General features: G+C 69.7%; 12 protein-coding genes. 9 read left to right on the plus strand and 3 right to left on the minus strand.

Features of this window, described 5'->3' with window-relative positions; genetic code table 11:
• Nucleotides 1-5: 5 nt before the first annotated feature.
• From ACWGL1_RS01835 to ACWGL1_RS01845, 3 genes are all read right to left on the minus strand, one after another.
• Nucleotides 6-1,127 carry a hypothetical protein gene (locus tag ACWGL1_RS01835; RefSeq protein ID WP_452111023.1) on the minus strand — a complete coding sequence of 374 codons (1,122 nt, stop codon included), beginning with the start codon at nucleotides 1,125-1,127 and terminating at the stop codon, nucleotides 6-8.
• 92 nt (nucleotides 1,128-1,219) lie between these two features.
• The gene (locus tag ACWGL1_RS01840; protein ID WP_291777252.1) at nucleotides 1,220-1,987 is read right to left on the minus strand and encodes an ABC transporter permease; all 768 of its coding nucleotides are present in this window, start codon (nucleotides 1,985-1,987) and stop codon (nucleotides 1,220-1,222) included.
• Nucleotides 1,987-2,922 (minus strand): ABC transporter ATP-binding protein, encoded by a 936-nt coding sequence (locus ACWGL1_RS01845; protein ID WP_291777249.1) that lies wholly within the window; start codon nucleotides 2,920-2,922, stop codon nucleotides 1,987-1,989. The genes ACWGL1_RS01840 and ACWGL1_RS01845 overlap by 1 nt, the downstream gene beginning before the upstream one ends.
• Nucleotides 2,923-3,031: 109 nt before the next feature.
• Between ACWGL1_RS01845 and ACWGL1_RS01850 the strand changes: the two genes are divergently transcribed.
• The 9 genes from ACWGL1_RS01850 to ACWGL1_RS01890 all read left to right on the plus strand — a co-directional run bounded on the left by ACWGL1_RS01850 (nucleotide 3,032) and on the right by ACWGL1_RS01890 (nucleotide 15,346).
• A complete protein-coding gene (locus ACWGL1_RS01850; RefSeq protein WP_452111024.1) occupies nucleotides 3,032-4,363 on the plus strand; it encodes a PQQ-dependent sugar dehydrogenase in 1,332 nt (443 codons plus the stop codon).
• A 257-nt stretch (nucleotides 4,364-4,620) separates the two neighbouring features.
• A complete protein-coding gene (locus tag ACWGL1_RS01855; protein WP_452111025.1) occupies nucleotides 4,621-6,420 on the plus strand; it encodes a long-chain-acyl-CoA synthetase in 1,800 nt (599 codons plus the stop codon).
• 294 nt (nucleotides 6,421-6,714) lie between these two features.
• On the plus strand, nucleotides 6,715-7,584 hold the full coding sequence (motA, locus tag ACWGL1_RS01860; protein ID WP_291777239.1) for a flagellar motor stator protein MotA: 870 nt from the start codon (nucleotides 6,715-6,717) through the stop codon (nucleotides 7,582-7,584).
• Nucleotides 7,585-7,675: 91 nt separating this feature from the next.
• Nucleotides 7,676-8,002 (plus strand): hypothetical protein, encoded by a 327-nt coding sequence (locus ACWGL1_RS01865; RefSeq protein WP_452111026.1) that lies wholly within the window; start codon nucleotides 7,676-7,678, stop codon nucleotides 8,000-8,002.
• Between the two features lie 173 nt (nucleotides 8,003-8,175).
• Entirely contained in the window at nucleotides 8,176-8,451 is a 276-nt protein-coding gene (locus ACWGL1_RS01870) for a hypothetical protein (RefSeq protein WP_291777233.1), read from the plus strand.
• A 136-nt stretch (nucleotides 8,452-8,587) separates the two neighbouring features.
• Nucleotides 8,588-10,459, plus strand: a complete 1,872-nt coding sequence (gene mnmD, locus ACWGL1_RS01875) for a tRNA (5-methylaminomethyl-2-thiouridine)(34)-methyltransferase MnmD (protein ID WP_452111027.1) — start codon at nucleotides 8,588-8,590, stop codon at nucleotides 10,457-10,459.
• Nucleotides 10,460-10,503: 44 nt separating this feature from the next.
• A complete protein-coding gene (locus tag ACWGL1_RS01880; protein WP_291777227.1) occupies nucleotides 10,504-10,917 on the plus strand; it encodes a DUF6491 family protein in 414 nt (137 codons plus the stop codon).
• A 169-nt stretch (nucleotides 10,918-11,086) separates the two neighbouring features.
• The gene (locus ACWGL1_RS01885; RefSeq protein ID WP_452111028.1) at nucleotides 11,087-12,247 is read left to right on the plus strand and encodes an efflux RND transporter periplasmic adaptor subunit; all 1,161 of its coding nucleotides are present in this window, start codon (nucleotides 11,087-11,089) and stop codon (nucleotides 12,245-12,247) included.
• Nucleotides 12,248-12,256: 9 nt separating this feature from the next.
• Nucleotides 12,257-15,346 carry an efflux RND transporter permease subunit gene (locus ACWGL1_RS01890; protein ID WP_338576813.1) on the plus strand — a complete coding sequence of 1,030 codons (3,090 nt, stop codon included), beginning with the start codon at nucleotides 12,257-12,259 and terminating at the stop codon, nucleotides 15,344-15,346.
• Nucleotides 15,347-15,386 lie beyond the last annotated feature (40 nt).

Consider the following 15,386-nt stretch of genomic DNA (forward strand, 5'->3'; position numbering starts at 1 on the left):
GTCGATCAGTCCAGTCGCTGGGGCCGGGTGACGATCGGGGCGTTGGGATCGGTCTGGGCCGGTCGGGCCTGGGTCGGCGGCGGGCCGTCGGCCTGGACCGGGACGTCGGGCTGAGACGCAGCGGGGGGCTGGGGCGCGCCGGGAGGCGTGACCACCACCACCGGCGCGGGCGTCGCGACGGCCGGGGCCTGAGCGGCGGGGGCCGGAGTCGCGGAGGTCGAGGTCGCGGAGGTCGGTGCCGGAACCGGAACCGGTCGGGATGGAGCGGGCGTCGGGCGCGCGGGCGCAGGCGACGCGGCTGCGGTTCGCGGCGAAGGCGCGCGCGCGACGGGCGCGGCGGCGGGCGTCTCGACGACGGTCGGGGCGGGTTGCGGCGTCGGCGCCGACGTTTCGACAGGGATCGCGGGGGTCTCGACCGCAGGTTCCGTCATGGCGGCAGGCGGCGGTGGCGCGGCGTCGTCCGCGCCCGAACGGGCCAGCAGCCACACCGCCACAGGAACCAGGACGGCGGCGGCCGCTGCGCCGGCGTAAAGCGGCCGGCGCGAGCGAGGCCTGGGCGCCAGGGAGGTCGCTGGGGAGGCCGCCATGGCGGCCGGCGGCGCGCCGACGGGCGCGGGCTCGGCCTGGACGAACGACGCCGAAGCGGCTTCCGCCACAGGCGCGGCCGTCGCGGCCGCGACGACAGGCGCGGACTGAGGCGCAGCGTCCGGCAGCGGCCGCGGCGTCAGGTCTGCGGCGGGCGCGGTGGCGGGGGCGGCCTGCGGCGCCGGCGGAGCGGCGGGTTGCGGAGCCGAAGCGGTCGGCGCGGGCTGGCGGCGCGGCACCATGGAGCCGCCGAAGACGCCGGAGGGACGACCCGCGGGCGCGGCCGGGCGAGCGGCGGCAGGCTGAGCCGCCTGCGGGCGCGGCTGCGCAGGCTGGGTCTGGGCGGGCCTGGCCTGCGACGGCTTCGGATGGGGCGGCATGGCGGTCAGGCGGGCCAGACCCTCGTCGCGCGGCAGCGGGCCGACGTGGAAGGCGGCCTGGGGCGGGCGGCCCCAGGTGATCTGGCCCCGGCGGAAGGGTTCGGGCTGCGTTTGCGGCGCCGGATTATCGGTCGTCTGGGGCTTGTCGTCGGCGTCGGACATTCGGTCTCCGGCGCTCAGGCGAGCGCGCATCAGGTCGAAAAGGCGTTAGAGGGCCACGACGGTGAGCGCCGAGTTCGGCGCTTTCGTGGCCTTCAGTTCTTCAGACGATAGCCCGTCTTGAAGATCCAGCCCACCACCGCCAGACAGGCGAAGAAGAAGCCCAGCGTGGCCAGAAGGCTGACCTGAACGCTGACGTCGCCCACGCCGTAGAAGGCCCAGCGGAAGCCCGAGATCAGATAGACCACCGGGTTGAACAGGGCGAGCGTGCGCCAGCCCTCGGGCAGCATCTCGATCGAATAGAAGGCGCCGCCCAGGAAGGTCAGGGGCGTGACGATCAGCATGGGAATGAACTGGAGCTGCTCGAAATTCTGCGCCCAAACCCCGATGATGAAGCCGAACAGGGCGAAGGTGGTCGAGATCAGGATGAGGAAGGCCAGCATCCAGAAGGGATGCAGGATCTCCAGCGGCACGAAGAAGGCCGCCGTGGCCAGGATGATCAGGCCCAGGATCGCCGACTTGGTCGCCGCCGCCCCGACATAGGCCAGGACGATCTCCAGCGGCGAGACGGGGGCGGACAGGATCTCGTAGATCGTCCCGGTGAACTTGGGGAAGTAGATGCCGAAGGAGGCGTTGAAGATCGACTGGGTGAACAGGCTGAGCATGATCAGCCCCGGCACGATGAAGGCGCCGTAGGGGACGCCGTCCACCTCGGTCATGCGGCTGCCGATGGCGCCGCCGAAGACGACGAAGTAGAGTGACGTCGTGATGACCGGCGTCACCAGCGACTGCCACAGCGTGCGCAAGGCCCGCGCCATCTCGAAGCGGTAGATGGCCCAGACGCCATATCCGTTGAAGCTCATCACGCGGCCTCCCGATCCTGATGGACCAGGCCGACGAAGATGTCCTCGAGCGAGCTCTGGCGGGTGCTGAGATCCTTGAAGCCGATGCCGAGGTCCGACAGGCGGCGCATCAGGGACGGGACGCCGGTGCGCTCGGCGTTGGAGTCGAAGACGTATTCGATCTCGCCGCCGTCATTCTTGAGCTCCAGCGGCCACTCGGCCAGTTCGGGCGGCAGGGCGGCCAGCGGCTCCTGCAGGTTCAGTGTCAGGGTCTTGCGGCCCAGCTTCTGCATCAGGTCGGCGGTCTTCTCGACCAGGATCAGCTCGCCCTTGAGGATGACGCCGACGCGGTCGGCCATCTCCTCGGCTTCCTCGATGTAGTGGGTGGTCAGGATGATGGTCACGCCGCGATCGCGCAGGCGGCGCACCAGGGCCCACATGTCGCGGCGCAGTTCGACGTCCACGCCCGCCGTAGGCTCGTCCAGGAAGAGGATTTCCGGTTCGTGGCTCAGGGCCTTGGCGATCATGACGCGGCGCTTCATCCCGCCCGACAGGGTCATGATCTTGGCGTCCTTCTTGTCCCACAAGGAAAGGTCGCGAAGGATCTGTTCGACATAGGCCGGGTTCGGCGCCTTGCCGAACAGGCCCCGGCTGAAGGCGACAGTGGCCCAGACGGTCTCGAAGGCGTCGGTCGTCAGCTCCTGCGGGACCAGGCCGATGCGGGTGCGGGCGGCGCGGTAGTCGGACTGAATGTCGTGACCGTCGGCGATGATGGTTCCGCTGGACGGGGTGACGATGCCGCAGACGATGGAGATCATCGTCGTCTTGCCCGCCCCGTTCGGACCCAGCAGGGCGAAGATCTCGCCCTTCTCGATCTCCAGATCGACGCGCTTCAGGGCCTGATGGCCGGACTTGTAGGTCTTGGTCAGACCTTCGATGGAAATGACGGCTGGCATGGAGCCCCTCCCGGCTTCGGGGATGGCAGATAGGCAGGGCGCCCCGCCCGCTCAAGGGGGAGGCCCCTTCTCGCGCGAAACGGCGTATGATGAAGGGCAATCGTTCAGGATGTCCGTCATGTCTGTTCGCCCCCTCTTCCTCGCCCTGCCCCTCGTCGCCGCACTCGGTCTGGCGGCCTGCGAGACCGAAAGCGTGCTGCCGGAAACGGACGGGTTCGGCGCCGCGCCCAACCTGCCGGCGCCGCAGCCGCAGCGAGTCCCCATGGTGAAGATCGCCCCCGCCGTCGGCTGGCCGGAAGGCCGGACGCCGATCCCAGCGGCGGGGCTGGCGGTGAACGCCTTTGCGACAGGGCTGGACCATCCGCGCTGGCTCTACGTCCTGCCCAACGGCGACGTGCTGGTCGCCGAGTCCCAGGCGCCCGCCAGGCCGAAGGAGAAGAAGGGGGGCCTGCGCGGCTGGATCGAGGGATTGGTGATGGCGCGCGCCGGGTCGGGCGAACGGCCCAGCGCCGACCGCATCAGCCTGCTGCGCGACGCCGACGGCGACGGGACGGCGGAGACGAAGACCGTCTTCCTGGGCGGCCTGACCTCGCCCTTCGGCATGGCCCTGGTCGGCGAGCGGCTGTACGTCGCCAACGCCGACGCCGTGGTCATGGTCCCCTATCAGACAGGCCAGACGCGCATCGACGCGGCGCCGGTCAAGGTCGCGGACCTGCCGGCCGGGCGCAATCACCACTGGACCAAGAGCCTGGTCGCCTCGGCCGACGGGACCAAGCTCTATGTCGGCGTCGGCTCCAACTCCAACATCGGCGAGAACGGGCTGGACGAGGAGGTCGACCGCGCCGCGATCCTGGAGATCGACGCGGCGACGGGCGCGCGGCGCGTCTTCGCCTCGGGGCTGAGAAACCCCGTCGGCCTGGCCTGGAACCCGCAGGACGGCCGCCTGTGGACCTCGGTCAATGAGCGCGACGCCCTGGGGAACGATCTGGTCCCCGACTATATGACCTCGGTCACGCCGGGCGCCTTCTACGGCTGGCCGTGGAGCTATTACGGCCAGAACGTCGACGAGCGGGTGCAGCCCGCCCGGCCCGACATGGTCGCCAGGGCGATCAAGCCCGACTACGCCCTGGGGCCGCACACGGCGTCGCTGGGCCTGACCTTCTATACGGGGGCGCTGCTGCCGCAGTGGCGAAACGGGGCGATCATCGGCCAGCACGGCTCGTGGAACCGCAATCCGCCGTCCGGCTACAAGGTCATCTTCGTGCCCTTCCGCGACGGGCGGCCGGACGGGCCGCCGCAGGACGTGCTGACCGGCTTCCGCAATGACAAGGGCGAGGCCATGGGGCGGCCGGTCGGGGTGGCGGTCGACGGGCGCGGCGCCCTGCTGGTCGCCGACGACGTGGGCGACGCGATCTGGCGCGTGGCGCCCGCCGCGCGCTGAGATGCGGCGGCGGCGTCATCAGTCATGACGACGTTCGTCTGATTTCCTCTGTAGACGACCCAGTGTGAACGCCGCCGTCATCCCAGCATCAGGTTGACGTTGCGTCGGCCTTCGACTTGACCTTACGTCATTGAAAAGCACGCGAAAGCTTGTCTTTTTTCAGAATGACCCAGCCTGCGTCCCCGCCGCCGGTTGACCCGCCGCCCCTCGCCGTCCATCACCGTGGCAAGGGCAAATCGGGAAGAGGCGGCGCACCCATGGGACTGGCGGCAAACATCCGGCGTGACATCAAGTTCGCGAGCGGGCTGTTCCGGCTTCTGAAGCGCATCAAGCCCATCACCCTCGACAGCGACGTGCTGGCCTGTGACGACATCGAGGAGGCGGTCGACAAGTTCGGCCCCAACATCGCCGTCGAGGACGAGACCCGCAAGCTGACCTATCGCGAGTTCGAGGCCCTGGCGAACCGCTACGCCAACTGGGCCAAGAGCCGCAACCTGAAGCGCAGCGACGTCATCGCCCTCGTGATGCACAACCGCGTGGAATACGTCGCGGCCTGGTTCGGCTTCTCCAAGGTCGGGGTGGCCACCGCCCTGATCAACAACAATCTGACCGGCGCGGCCCTGGCCCACTGCCTGACCATTTCGACCGCCTTCAACGTGGTGACGGACGAGGACTGCTGGCAGGCGGTCGAGGACGCGCGCGCCCTGGTCGACCGCAACCTAATGATCTGGGTCCACGGCCTGGGCGAGGAGAATGAGACCAATACGCGCCGCGACCTGGACAACGCCGTGCGCAGCGCCTCCTCGGTTCGGCCCGACCGTTCGCTGCGCCAGGGCATGACCAACCGCGACACGGCCCTCTACATCTACACCTCGGGCACGACGGGCCTGCCGAAGGCGGCGCGGATGCCGCATTCGCGGGTGCGGACCTATATGCGCGCCTTCGCCGGCGCCACGGCCTCGACGCCCAAGGACGTGCTGTTCAACGTCCTGCCGCTGTATCACTCGACCGGCGGTCTGGTCGGGGTCGGCTCGGTGCTGCTGAACGGCGGACGGATGGTGACGCGGCGACGTTTCTCGGCCACCCATTTCTGGCCGGACGTCAAGGCGACGGGCGCGACCCTGTTCGTCTATATCGGCGAGCTGTGCCGCTATCTGGTCAACAGCCCGGAACACCCGGACGAGAAGGGCCACAAGCTGCGGCTGGCCTTCGGCAACGGCCTGCGCCCCGACGTCTGGCCCGAGTTCCAGAGCCGCTTCGGCATCAAGGACATCCTTGAGTTCTACGGCTCGACCGAGGGCAACGTCTCCCTGTTCAACTTTGACGGCAAGGCGGGCGCCATCGGTCGGGTGCCGGGCTATCTGAAGTCGCAGATCAACATCCGTCTGATCGCGCTGGACCCCGAGACGGGCGAGCCCCTGCGCGGATCGAACGGTCTGTGCGTCCCGGTCTCCATCGGCGAGACCGGCGAGGCCATCGGCCAGATCGGCAGCGACATCCGCCACGACTTCTCGGGCTACGCCGACAAGAAGGCGTCGGAGAAGAAGATCCTGACCGACGTGTTCAAGAAGGGCGACCGCTGGTTCCGCACCGGCGACCTGATGCGCCAGGACCGCGAGGGCTACCTCTACTTCATGGACCGGCTGGGCGACACCTTCCGCTGGAAGGGCGAGAACGTCTCGACCGCCGAGGTCGAACAGCGCCTGTCCGAGGCGCCGGGCGTGCAGGAGGTCATCGCCTATGGCGTCGAGGTGCCGGGCCAGGAGGGCAAGGCGGGCATGGTCGGCCTGGTGCTGGACGGCAAGTTCGACGCCGCGAGCTTCGCCGCCTGGGCTGACGAGCAACTGCCGACCTACGCCCGACCGGTGTTCGTGCGGATGCTGAAGTCGGCCGACACCACCGGCACCTTCAAATACCGCAAGGTCGACCTAGTCGCCGACGGCTTCGACCCGGAGAAGGTCGACGGAGCCGTCTATGTGCGCGGCGGCAAGGCCGGCTATCAGAAGCTGACCGCCAAGGCGCGCGAGAACATCCTCAGCGGCGCGACGCGGCTTTAAATTTCTCCCTCCCCTTTATGGGGAGGGTGGCTGAGGCGAAGCCGAAGACGGGTGGGGGCGGCAGGTCTGGACAAGCGCCGAAGGCCGGAAGGACAACCAAGTCTGTGGAACCTTGCGCCCAGGATCACCAAGCCGTCCCCACCCGGTCGCTACGCGACCACCCTCCCCATGAAGGGGAGGGAGAAGGGTCTCTGTTCTTTTTGTCCCGAACCGGGATTCGCGAAACGCGCCCTTAAGCATTAACGGCGATAACGGCCTCCCGACCCTTTCGGCTCCAGGACGCCTGCTCGCCTCATGTTCCAGATCATCGGCATCGTCATGCTGTTCGCCATGGTGTTCGGCAGCTTCCTGCTGCACGGCGGCAAGATGGCGACGATCCTCTATTCGCTGCCCTATGAGCTGATGGCCATCTTCGGGGCGGGGATCGCGGCCTTCCTGATCTCCAACAGCCTGCCGGTCATCAAGGCCACCCTCGGCGGCCTGGGCAAGTGCTTCGCCGGGCCGAAGTGGAAGAAGCAGGACTACAAGGACCTGCTCAGCCTGCTGTTCCAGCTGACCAAGACGATGAAGTCCAAGGGCGTGATCGCCCTGGAGAACCACATCGAGAAGCCCGCCGAGAGCGCCATCTTCCAGAAGTATCCCAAGGTGCTGAAGGACCACTTCGCCACCGACTTCATCTGCGACACCCTGCGGATGATGACCATGAACCTCGAGGATCCGCACCAGATCGAGGACGCCATGGAGAAACAGCTGGAGAAGCACCACCACGAGGCCCTGGCCCCGGCCCACGCGCTGCAGACCCTGGCCGACGGCCTGCCGGCGCTCGGCATCGTCGCCGCCGTGCTGGGCATCATCAAGACCATGGGATCGATCACCGAGCCGCCGGAAATTCTGGGCAGCATGATCGGCGGCGCCCTGGTCGGCACCTTCCTGGGCGTCTTCCTGGCCTATGGGCTGGTGGGGCCGTTCGCCTCGCGCCTGAACGCCATCGTCGAGGAGGAAGGCGCCTACTACAAGATCATCCAGTCGGTGCTGGTGGCCCACCTGCACGGCAATGCGGCCCAGATCTCGGTCGAAATCGGACGCGGCGACATCCCCTCGACCGCCCAGCCGTCCTTCACCGAGATGGAAGAGGCCCTAGCCGCCGCGCCGATGGACGCCTGACGCCTTTCCGGCGTTTTCGGAACACGGAGCGTTCACGACGGTTCTCTCAGGATCACGGCCGCGTGCGCGGCCCTACGCCTGGAGCCGTCCCATGCCTGCGCGTCCCTCACCCCGCCCTTCCCGCCTCGGCCGTTGCGCGGCCACGCTCGGCGGCCTGTCGATTCTGACCCTCGTCGCCGCCTGCAACGAGCGGGCGCCCGAGCCGCCCGCTCCCGTGACGGACGCCGCGCCTGCAGCGGCCGCGCCGCCCGTCAGCCCCGTACCCGCGCCCGATTCGACCGGAACGGCGACCCCGCCGCCGGGAGAGGCCGCGCCGGTCCCCTCGCCGCCGACCCTGCCGCCGGACCCGAACGAAACGACGCCGCCCGATCCCATGGACCCGACCGCGCCGCGCCCGGTCCCGCCCGACGGGGCCTGAGCTCTGGCCTGAACTCTGGCCTGAACTCTGGCCTGAACTGCCGGTCGAAGCCCTGCGGCCTCACCCGCCTTCACGAACGCGTGAGAAATCGCTTGCGCTCCTCCTCACGAAGCCGTTATCACTCCCTCAGCGAGGTTCATGGTCTCGCTTTTACCTTCTGAAGGAAGAAACCTATGCGCATCACCGCTCTGATCGCCGCTTCGGCCGCCGCTCTGGCCCTGGCTGCTTGCCAACCGGCCGCCACCGACAAGGCTGAAGACGCCGCTGCCGACGCCACCGCCGCCGCCGACACCGCTGCCGACGCCGCTGCTACGGCTGACGCCGCCGCCACCGACGCTGCCGCCGCTGCTGGCGAAGCCGCTGGCGAAGCCGCCAAGGCCGCCGACGCTGCTCCGGCCGCTGACGCCGCCGCCGCTCCGGCCGCTGCTCCGGCTGCCCCGGCTGCCTAAGACTTCACAGTCTTAAATCGCGGTCCTGCGGACCGTGATGGAGAAAGGGATCGTCTTCGGACGGTCCCTTTTTTCATGCGCGCCTGCCGGGTCGATGGCGCTTCCGTCCCGCCGCCAGGGTCGATAGACGGCTGTCATGACCCGCTCCCCCGACATCACCGCCCCGCCGATGGACGACGACGCCTCGCCTCAACTGCTGTGGGCGGACGACGGTTCGCCTCGTTCGGGTCGGTTCGGCGATGTGTATTTTTCCAAGGACGACGGCCTGGCGGAGACCCGCGCGGTCTTTCTGCAGGGCTGCGGCCTGCCCGAAGCCTGGGCCGGGCGCTCCGCCTTCACCGTGGCCGAACTGGGCTTCGGCACCGGGCTGAACATCGTCGCCCTGCTGGACCTGTGGCGGCGCGAGCGGCCCGAAGGCGGGCGCCTCAAGGTCTTCTCCGTCGAGGGCTTCCCCCTGACGCGCGAAGAGGCCGCGCGCGCCCTGGCCGCCTGGCCGGAACTGGCCGAGACGGCCGCCGCGGTGCTGGCGGTCTGGCCTGCCGGGACGCCGGGTTTTCACCGACTGGACCTGCCGCAGTGGGGCGCGACGATCGACCTGGCCGTCGGCGACGCCCGATGGGCGCTGGAGCAATGGTCGGGACCGGCCGACGCCTGGTTCCTGGACGGTTTCTCGCCCGCGCTGAACCCCGGCATGTGGTCGCCCGAGATCCTGGCCCTGGTCGCGGCGCGCTCTGGCTCCGGCGCCCGGCTGGCCACCTTCACCGTCGCCGGAGCGGTGCGGCGCGGCCTGGCCGATCACGGCTTCACGGTCGAGAAGAAGCCGGGCCACGGCAGGAAGCGCGAGCGGCTCGAAGCGCGCATGGCGGGCCCCGGTTCTGACCCCAGCCCTGACCCCAGTCCTCTCCACGTCGCCGTCTTCGGCGCCGGAATCGCCGGAGCCGCCGTCACGCGCGCCCTGATCGCCGAGGGCGTCCGCGTCACCGTCATCGAGGCCGAGCGGGCGGGCGCCGGGGCCTCGGGCTTTCCGGCCTCCCTGGTCACGCCGCGCCTGGACGCGGGCGACGCCCTGATCGCGGGCCTCCACGCCCAGGCGCTGGAACGCGCGGGCGCGCTTTATCGCGCCCTGCCCGGCGCCGTCGTCGCCGAAGGGGTGCTGCAGCTGGAACAGGCGCCGCGCGACGCCGCCCGCTTCGACAAGATCGCCGCCCAGACCCTGTGGCCCGACGACGCCATGCAGCGGCTGGACGCAGCCGCCTGTTCCGCGCGCCTGGGCGAGCCTGTCACGCGCGGCGGGCTGATGATGAAGACGGCGCTGACGGTGCGGTCCGACGCCATACTGGAGCCGTGGCTGGCGGGCGCCGAGCGGATCGAGGCCAGGGCTGAGCGGCTGGAGGCTGTGACGGAGGGCTGGCGCGTGCGGGGCGCGGACGACGCCGTCCTGGTCGAGGCGGACGCCGTGGTTTTGGCCGCCGGCTGGGGCTCGGCGCGACTGGCGCCCGAGTCGCCGCTCTCGCCCGTGGCCGGGCAGGCGGACTGGATCGAGGGCGCGACGACGGCGCCGCCCGTCGCCTGGGGCGGTTACGCCGCGCCGACGGGGCGGGGGATGCTGTACGGCGCCACCCACGAGCGGGGGATCGACGCGCCCGAGGCCTCGGATGCGGCCAGCGCCCGCAACCGCGCGACCCTGGCCGCCGCCCTGCCTGAACGCGCTGCAGGCGTGGAGCAAGCGCCCGTCCACGGCCGCCGCGTCGCCGTGCGCGCGACGACGCCGGATCGCCTGCCCTTGTGCGGCGCATGGGAGGACAGGCTTCATGTCCTTACCGGCCTGGGGTCGCGCGGCTTCTGCGTCGCGCCCCTTCTGGGCGAGCATCTGGCGGCCCTGCTGCTGGGGCGGCCCTCGCCCCTGCCGGCCGAGGCGGCCGGGCGGCTGGATCCCCGACGCCATGAAGCGCAACCCGCGACGACGGCGCGCGTTGACAGCCAAGGTTCATCTCCAGACGCTATCTGACGCTGACCGAGCCCCTCGGACTCGCCCAATCATGGAGCAACGCCATGTCCGCCCGCCTCGCCTTTTCCGTCTTCCTGTGCGCCCTAGGCGCCTTGGCGGCCTGCGCCCCCGTCTCGACCTCCGCCGATGGGACGACGGCCACGGCTGCAAACGCACGCAAATGCTTCTTCCAGGACGACGTTCGCAGCTTCCGGGCCTCGGCCGACGGGCGAAACGTCTATGTGCGCGAATTGGACAAGACCATCTATCGGCTTGAGGCGGCGGGCGCCTGCCCGGAGCTGAGCGACGCCCTGGCCATCGGTTTCGCGCCCATGGGCGGGATGAACAGCCTGTGCACCGGCGACTACACCCGACTGGTCGTCGGCGGCTCGCCCTCGTCCATGCCGTGCAGCGTGCGCATGGCCGGCGCCCTGACCGAAGCCGAGGTCGCCGCCCTGCCCGCGCGCGACCGGCCCTGACCGCGCTCGATCCATGCTCGCGCCGGTTGCAGATTACTTCTCTGTAATTGCGAATGAGTCGTTTGAGCGCGGGTCGCTGAACGGGTAAACAGCCTTGCTATGCCCGCGACGCCGGACAGAAGGTTGGCGCGCGCCTGACTGAACGCTCAATCTCCCAGGATATCCGCACGTGGCGACCTCTCGACGCTTTTCGGCCCGACTGACCTCCGCCATGGCCGTGGCTTTCGCCGCGAGCCTGACCCTGGCCGCCTGCGGCGGACACGGCGACGCCCCCAAGGAAAAGGAAGGCGGGGCCTCGCGCCAGACGGTCAGCGCCACGACGGCGATCTCGGTCGCCCTGCCCCGCACCGTGGTCGCCTCGGGCACCGTCTCGGCCTGGGAGGAGGTGCCGGTCGGCGCCGAGACCGGCGGGCTGACGGCGACGACCCTCTATGTCGATGAAGGCTCCTACGTCCGCCAGGGCCAGCCCCTGGTGCAGATGAACGACGTCCTGCTGAAGGCCCAGGTGCGCCAGCAGCAGGCGGCGGTGCAGACGGCCGAGGCCAACGCCGCCCGCGACGACGCCGCCCTGGCCCGCGCGCAGGAACTGAAGGAGCGCGGCTTCCTCAGCCAGGCCTCGTTGGACACGGCCCTGGCCAACCAGCGCGCCTCGGCGGCCAATCTGGCCTCGGCGCTGGCCGCCCTGTCCGAGACCCAGACCCGCCTGTCCCAGGCCACCATCCGCGCGCCGGTCAGCGGCCTGATCATCAGCCGCAGCGTCACCAAGGGCCAGATCATCGCCGCCGGGACCGAGCTGTTCCGCATGGTGCGCGACGGCCGCCTGGAGCTGGACGCCCAGGTGCCCGAGACCGAACTGCCGCTGATCCAGGCCGGTCAGAGCGCGGCCGTCACCTCCAGCCAGGCCGGATCGACCACCGGCACGGTCCGCATCGTCACGCCCGAAGTCGATCCGCAGACTCGCCTCGGCCTGGCCCGCATCAGCCTGGCCCCCGGCAGCGCGCTGAAGCCCGGCATGTTCGCCCGCGCCGCCATCGAGGCCGGCGCCCGCCCGGCCACGGTCGTGCCGACCGATGCGGTCCTGTATCGCAGCAACAGGTCAGGGGTGTTCGTGCTGAACGCCGATTCCTCGGTGCGCTTCACCCCGGTGACGGTGCTGTCGCGGCGCGACGACCAGACCTCGGTGGACGGCGTGGACGCCGGGGCGCGGGTCGTGGTGGCCGGCGCCGGCTTCCTGAACGACGGCGACAAGGTGACGGTGGCCGCGCCTCGCGCCGCCGCGACCGCCGCTCCGGCCGCCGCCCCCGCCGCCCAAGCGCCCGCCAAGAAGTAAGGCCCGGCCATGAACCAGATTTCCGCCTGGGCGATCAAAAACCCCATCCCCATCATCCTGCTGTTCCTGCTGCTGACGCTGGGCGGCGTGACCGGCTTCGCCGGGATGCGGATCAACAACAACCCCGACATCGACTTCCCCCTGGTCGCGGTCACGGCCGCGCGCCCCGGCGCCGCCCCGACCGAGATGGAGGTGCAGGTCACGCGGGTGATCGAGGATTCGATCGCCGGCCTGTCGGGCGTGCGCCACATCTATTCCAACGTCTCGGACGGGGTGTCCTCGACCACCATCGAGTTCGAACTGGGCACCGACACCGAGCGCGCCACCAACGACGTCCGCAACGCCATGAGCGGGGTGCGCGCCAGCCTGCCCCAGGACATGCAGGAGCCGACGGTTCAGCGCATCGACATCACCGGGGACGCCCTGATCACCTATGTCGTGCGCTCGGAGACGATGACGCCCGAGCAGATCAGCTGGTTCATCGACAATGAGATGAGCCGCGCCCTGCTGGCGCTGGGCGGCGTCGGCGAGGTCAACCGCTCCGGCGGTGTGGACCGCGAAATCCGCGTCGAACTCGATCCGCAACGCCTCAGCGCCTACGGCGTGACAGCGGCCCAGGTCAGCCAGGCCCTGACCAACGTCAACAACAACCTGCCGGGCGGGCGCGTCACCATCGCGGGTTCGGAGCGCGCCGTGCGCACCCTGGGCGCCGCCGGCTCGGTCGAACAACTGCGCGAGACCCTGGTGCCCGTCGGCGACGGCAAGAACGTGCGCCTGGGCGATCTGGGCGCGGTGGTCGACAAGTGGAGCGAGCCGCGCCGCCTGGCCCGCTACAACGGCCAGGAGGCCGTGACCTTCAACTTCCTGCGCTCGCGCGAGGCCAGCGAGGTCAAGGTCTCGGAAAAGGTCCGCGCCGAGGTCGAGAAGATCGACGAGGCCCATCCCGAACTGACCATCGAACAGGTCACCTCGAGCGTGAAGTACATCGAGGAATCCTACCTCGCCTCGCTGGAGGCGCTGATCCTGGGCGCGGTCCTGGCGGTCATCGTGGTGTGGATCTTCCTGCGCGACTGGCGGGCGACCCTGATCGCGGCGACGGCCATGCCGATGTCGCTGATCCCGACCTTCGCCATCCTGGGGCCGATGGACCAGTCGCTGAACGTGGTGACCCTGCTGGCTCTGTCGCTGACCATCGGCATCCTAGTCGACGACGCCATCGTCGAGATCGAGAACATCGTCCGCCACATGCGCGACGGCAAGCCGCCCTATGACGCCGCCTTCGAGGCGGCCGACGAGATCGGCCTGGCGGTCGTGGCGACGACCGGCACCATCATCGCCGTGTTCGCGCCCGTGGGCTTCATGCCCGGCATCATCGGCCAGTTCTTCAAGGCCTTCGCCCTGGCCGCCTGCATCAGCGTCTTCTTCTCCCTGGTGGTGGCGCGTCTTCTGACGCCGCTGATGGCGGCCTATCTGCTCAAGCACACCCATCATGAGGACAAGGATCCCTTCTGGATGGGCGGCTATCTGCGCTCGCTGAGATGGTGCCTGAAGCACCGCTGGATCGTCTTCGTCATGGGCGGCGTCTTCCTGTTCGGCTCCATCGGCCTGTCGATCGCGGCCAAGATGTCGTTCGAGTTCATGTCGCCCGCCGACGAGGGCCGCGCCGCCTTCCAGGTCGAGCTGCCGCCGGGCGCCACTCTGCGCCAGACCGACGCCGTGGTGCAGCAGGTGACCCAGAAGCTGAACGCCCGGCCGGAGGTCACCTCGGTCTACGCCGCCATCGGCGGCCAGTCCGTCAACCAGGCCAACGTCTACGCCGACATGGTGCCCAAGGGTAAGCGCGAGCTGAGCCAGCAGGCCTTCGCCCGCGTCATGGTCGATGAGCTGAAGCAGATCCCCGGCGCCCGCATCCGCGCTGGTATCGCCCAGCAGGGCGGCGGCCCCGGCGACGGCACCAGCTACACCTTCTCCATCCTGGGCGACGACCCGGCGACGCTGGAGGCGGCGGCCCGCAAGGTCGAGGACGAGATGCGCGGGGTCCAGGGCCTGGCCAACATCGTCAACACCGCGGCCATCGCCCGACCGGAAATCCTGGTCACGCCGCGACCGGACGAGGCGGCGTTGCTGGGCGTCTCGGCGGGCGCCATCTCCCAGGCCGTGCGCGTCGCCACCATCGGCGACATCGATCAGAACCTGCCCAAATACAATCTGGGCGATCGACAGATCCCGATCCGCCTTCAGCTGACCGAGGAAGCGCGCGAGGACCTGAACGTGCTGGAGACCCTGCGCGTCCCGACCGCCTCGGGCGCCGCCGTGCCTCTGAGCGCCGTGGCCGACATCGAGTTCGGCGCCGGCCCGGCCACGGTCAGCCGTCAGGACCGCTCGCGCATCGCCTCCATCTCGGCCGAGCTCGACGGCCTGACCACCGGCGCGGCGGGCCAGGCGGTCAATCGCCTGCCGGCGGCGAAGAACCTGCCGAACGGCGTGCGTCAGGTGCCTGCCGGGGACGCCGAGTTCATCCAGGAGATGCTGGTGGGCTTCGGCATCGCCTTCCTGTCGGGCATCCTGCTGATGTACGCGGTTCTGACCCTGCTGTTCAAAAGCTTCGCCTATCCGGTCACCATCATGGCGGCCCTGCCCCTGGCCATCGGCGGAGCCTTCATCGCCCTGGTGATCGCGGGCAAGAGCTTCTCCATGTCCGCCCTGATCGGGGTGCTGATGCTGATGGGGATCGCGGCTAAGAACTCCATCCTGCTGGTCGACTACATCATCATGGCCGAGAAGAGCGGCCTGAGCCGTTTCGACGCCATCATGGACGCCGCCCACAAACGGGCCCGGCCGATCCTGATGACCACCTTCGCCATGGGGGCGGGCATGGTGCCCATCGCCATCGGCTGGGGCGCCGACGTGGAGTTCCGCTCGCCCATGGCCGTGGCCGTGGTGGGGGGGCTGATCTCCTCGACCTTCCTGTCCCTGCTCTACATCCCGGCGGTGTTCACCATCGTCGACGACATCGCCGGCTTCGGACGGCGGCTGCTGCACCGGATGTTCGCCGGACAGCGGAGGCTGGCGGGAGAAGACCGCACGCCGGCGGAGTGAGGCGACAGGCTCGCGAATGAATGAGGAAAGCCCCCGGTCC

The sequence above is a fragment of the Brevundimonas sp. NPDC055812 genome (genome assembly GCF_053616535.1).

Coding starts and splice junctions, on each gene's coding strand:
- ACWGL1_RS01835 (WP_452111023.1), bottom strand. CDS start 1,127: ATGTCCGACGCCGACGACAAGCCCCAGACGACCGATAATCCGGCGCCG.
- ACWGL1_RS01840 (WP_291777252.1), bottom strand. CDS start 1,987: ATGAGCTTCAACGGATATGGCGTCTGGGCCATCTACCGCTTCGAGATG.
- ACWGL1_RS01845 (WP_291777249.1), bottom strand. CDS start 2,922: ATGCCAGCCGTCATTTCCATCGAAGGTCTGACCAAGACCTACAAGTCC.
- ACWGL1_RS01850 (WP_452111024.1), top strand. CDS start 3,032: ATGTCCGTCATGTCTGTTCGCCCCCTCTTCCTCGCCCTGCCCCTCGTC.
- ACWGL1_RS01855 (WP_452111025.1), top strand. CDS start 4,621: ATGGGACTGGCGGCAAACATCCGGCGTGACATCAAGTTCGCGAGCGGG.
- motA (WP_291777239.1), top strand. CDS start 6,715: ATGTTCCAGATCATCGGCATCGTCATGCTGTTCGCCATGGTGTTCGGC.
- ACWGL1_RS01865 (WP_452111026.1), top strand. CDS start 7,676: ATGCCTGCGCGTCCCTCACCCCGCCCTTCCCGCCTCGGCCGTTGCGCG.
- ACWGL1_RS01870 (WP_291777233.1), top strand. CDS start 8,176: ATGCGCATCACCGCTCTGATCGCCGCTTCGGCCGCCGCTCTGGCCCTG.
- mnmD (WP_452111027.1), top strand. CDS start 8,588: ATGACCCGCTCCCCCGACATCACCGCCCCGCCGATGGACGACGACGCC.
- ACWGL1_RS01880 (WP_291777227.1), top strand. CDS start 10,504: ATGTCCGCCCGCCTCGCCTTTTCCGTCTTCCTGTGCGCCCTAGGCGCC.
- ACWGL1_RS01890 (WP_338576813.1), top strand. CDS start 12,257: ATGAACCAGATTTCCGCCTGGGCGATCAAAAACCCCATCCCCATCATC.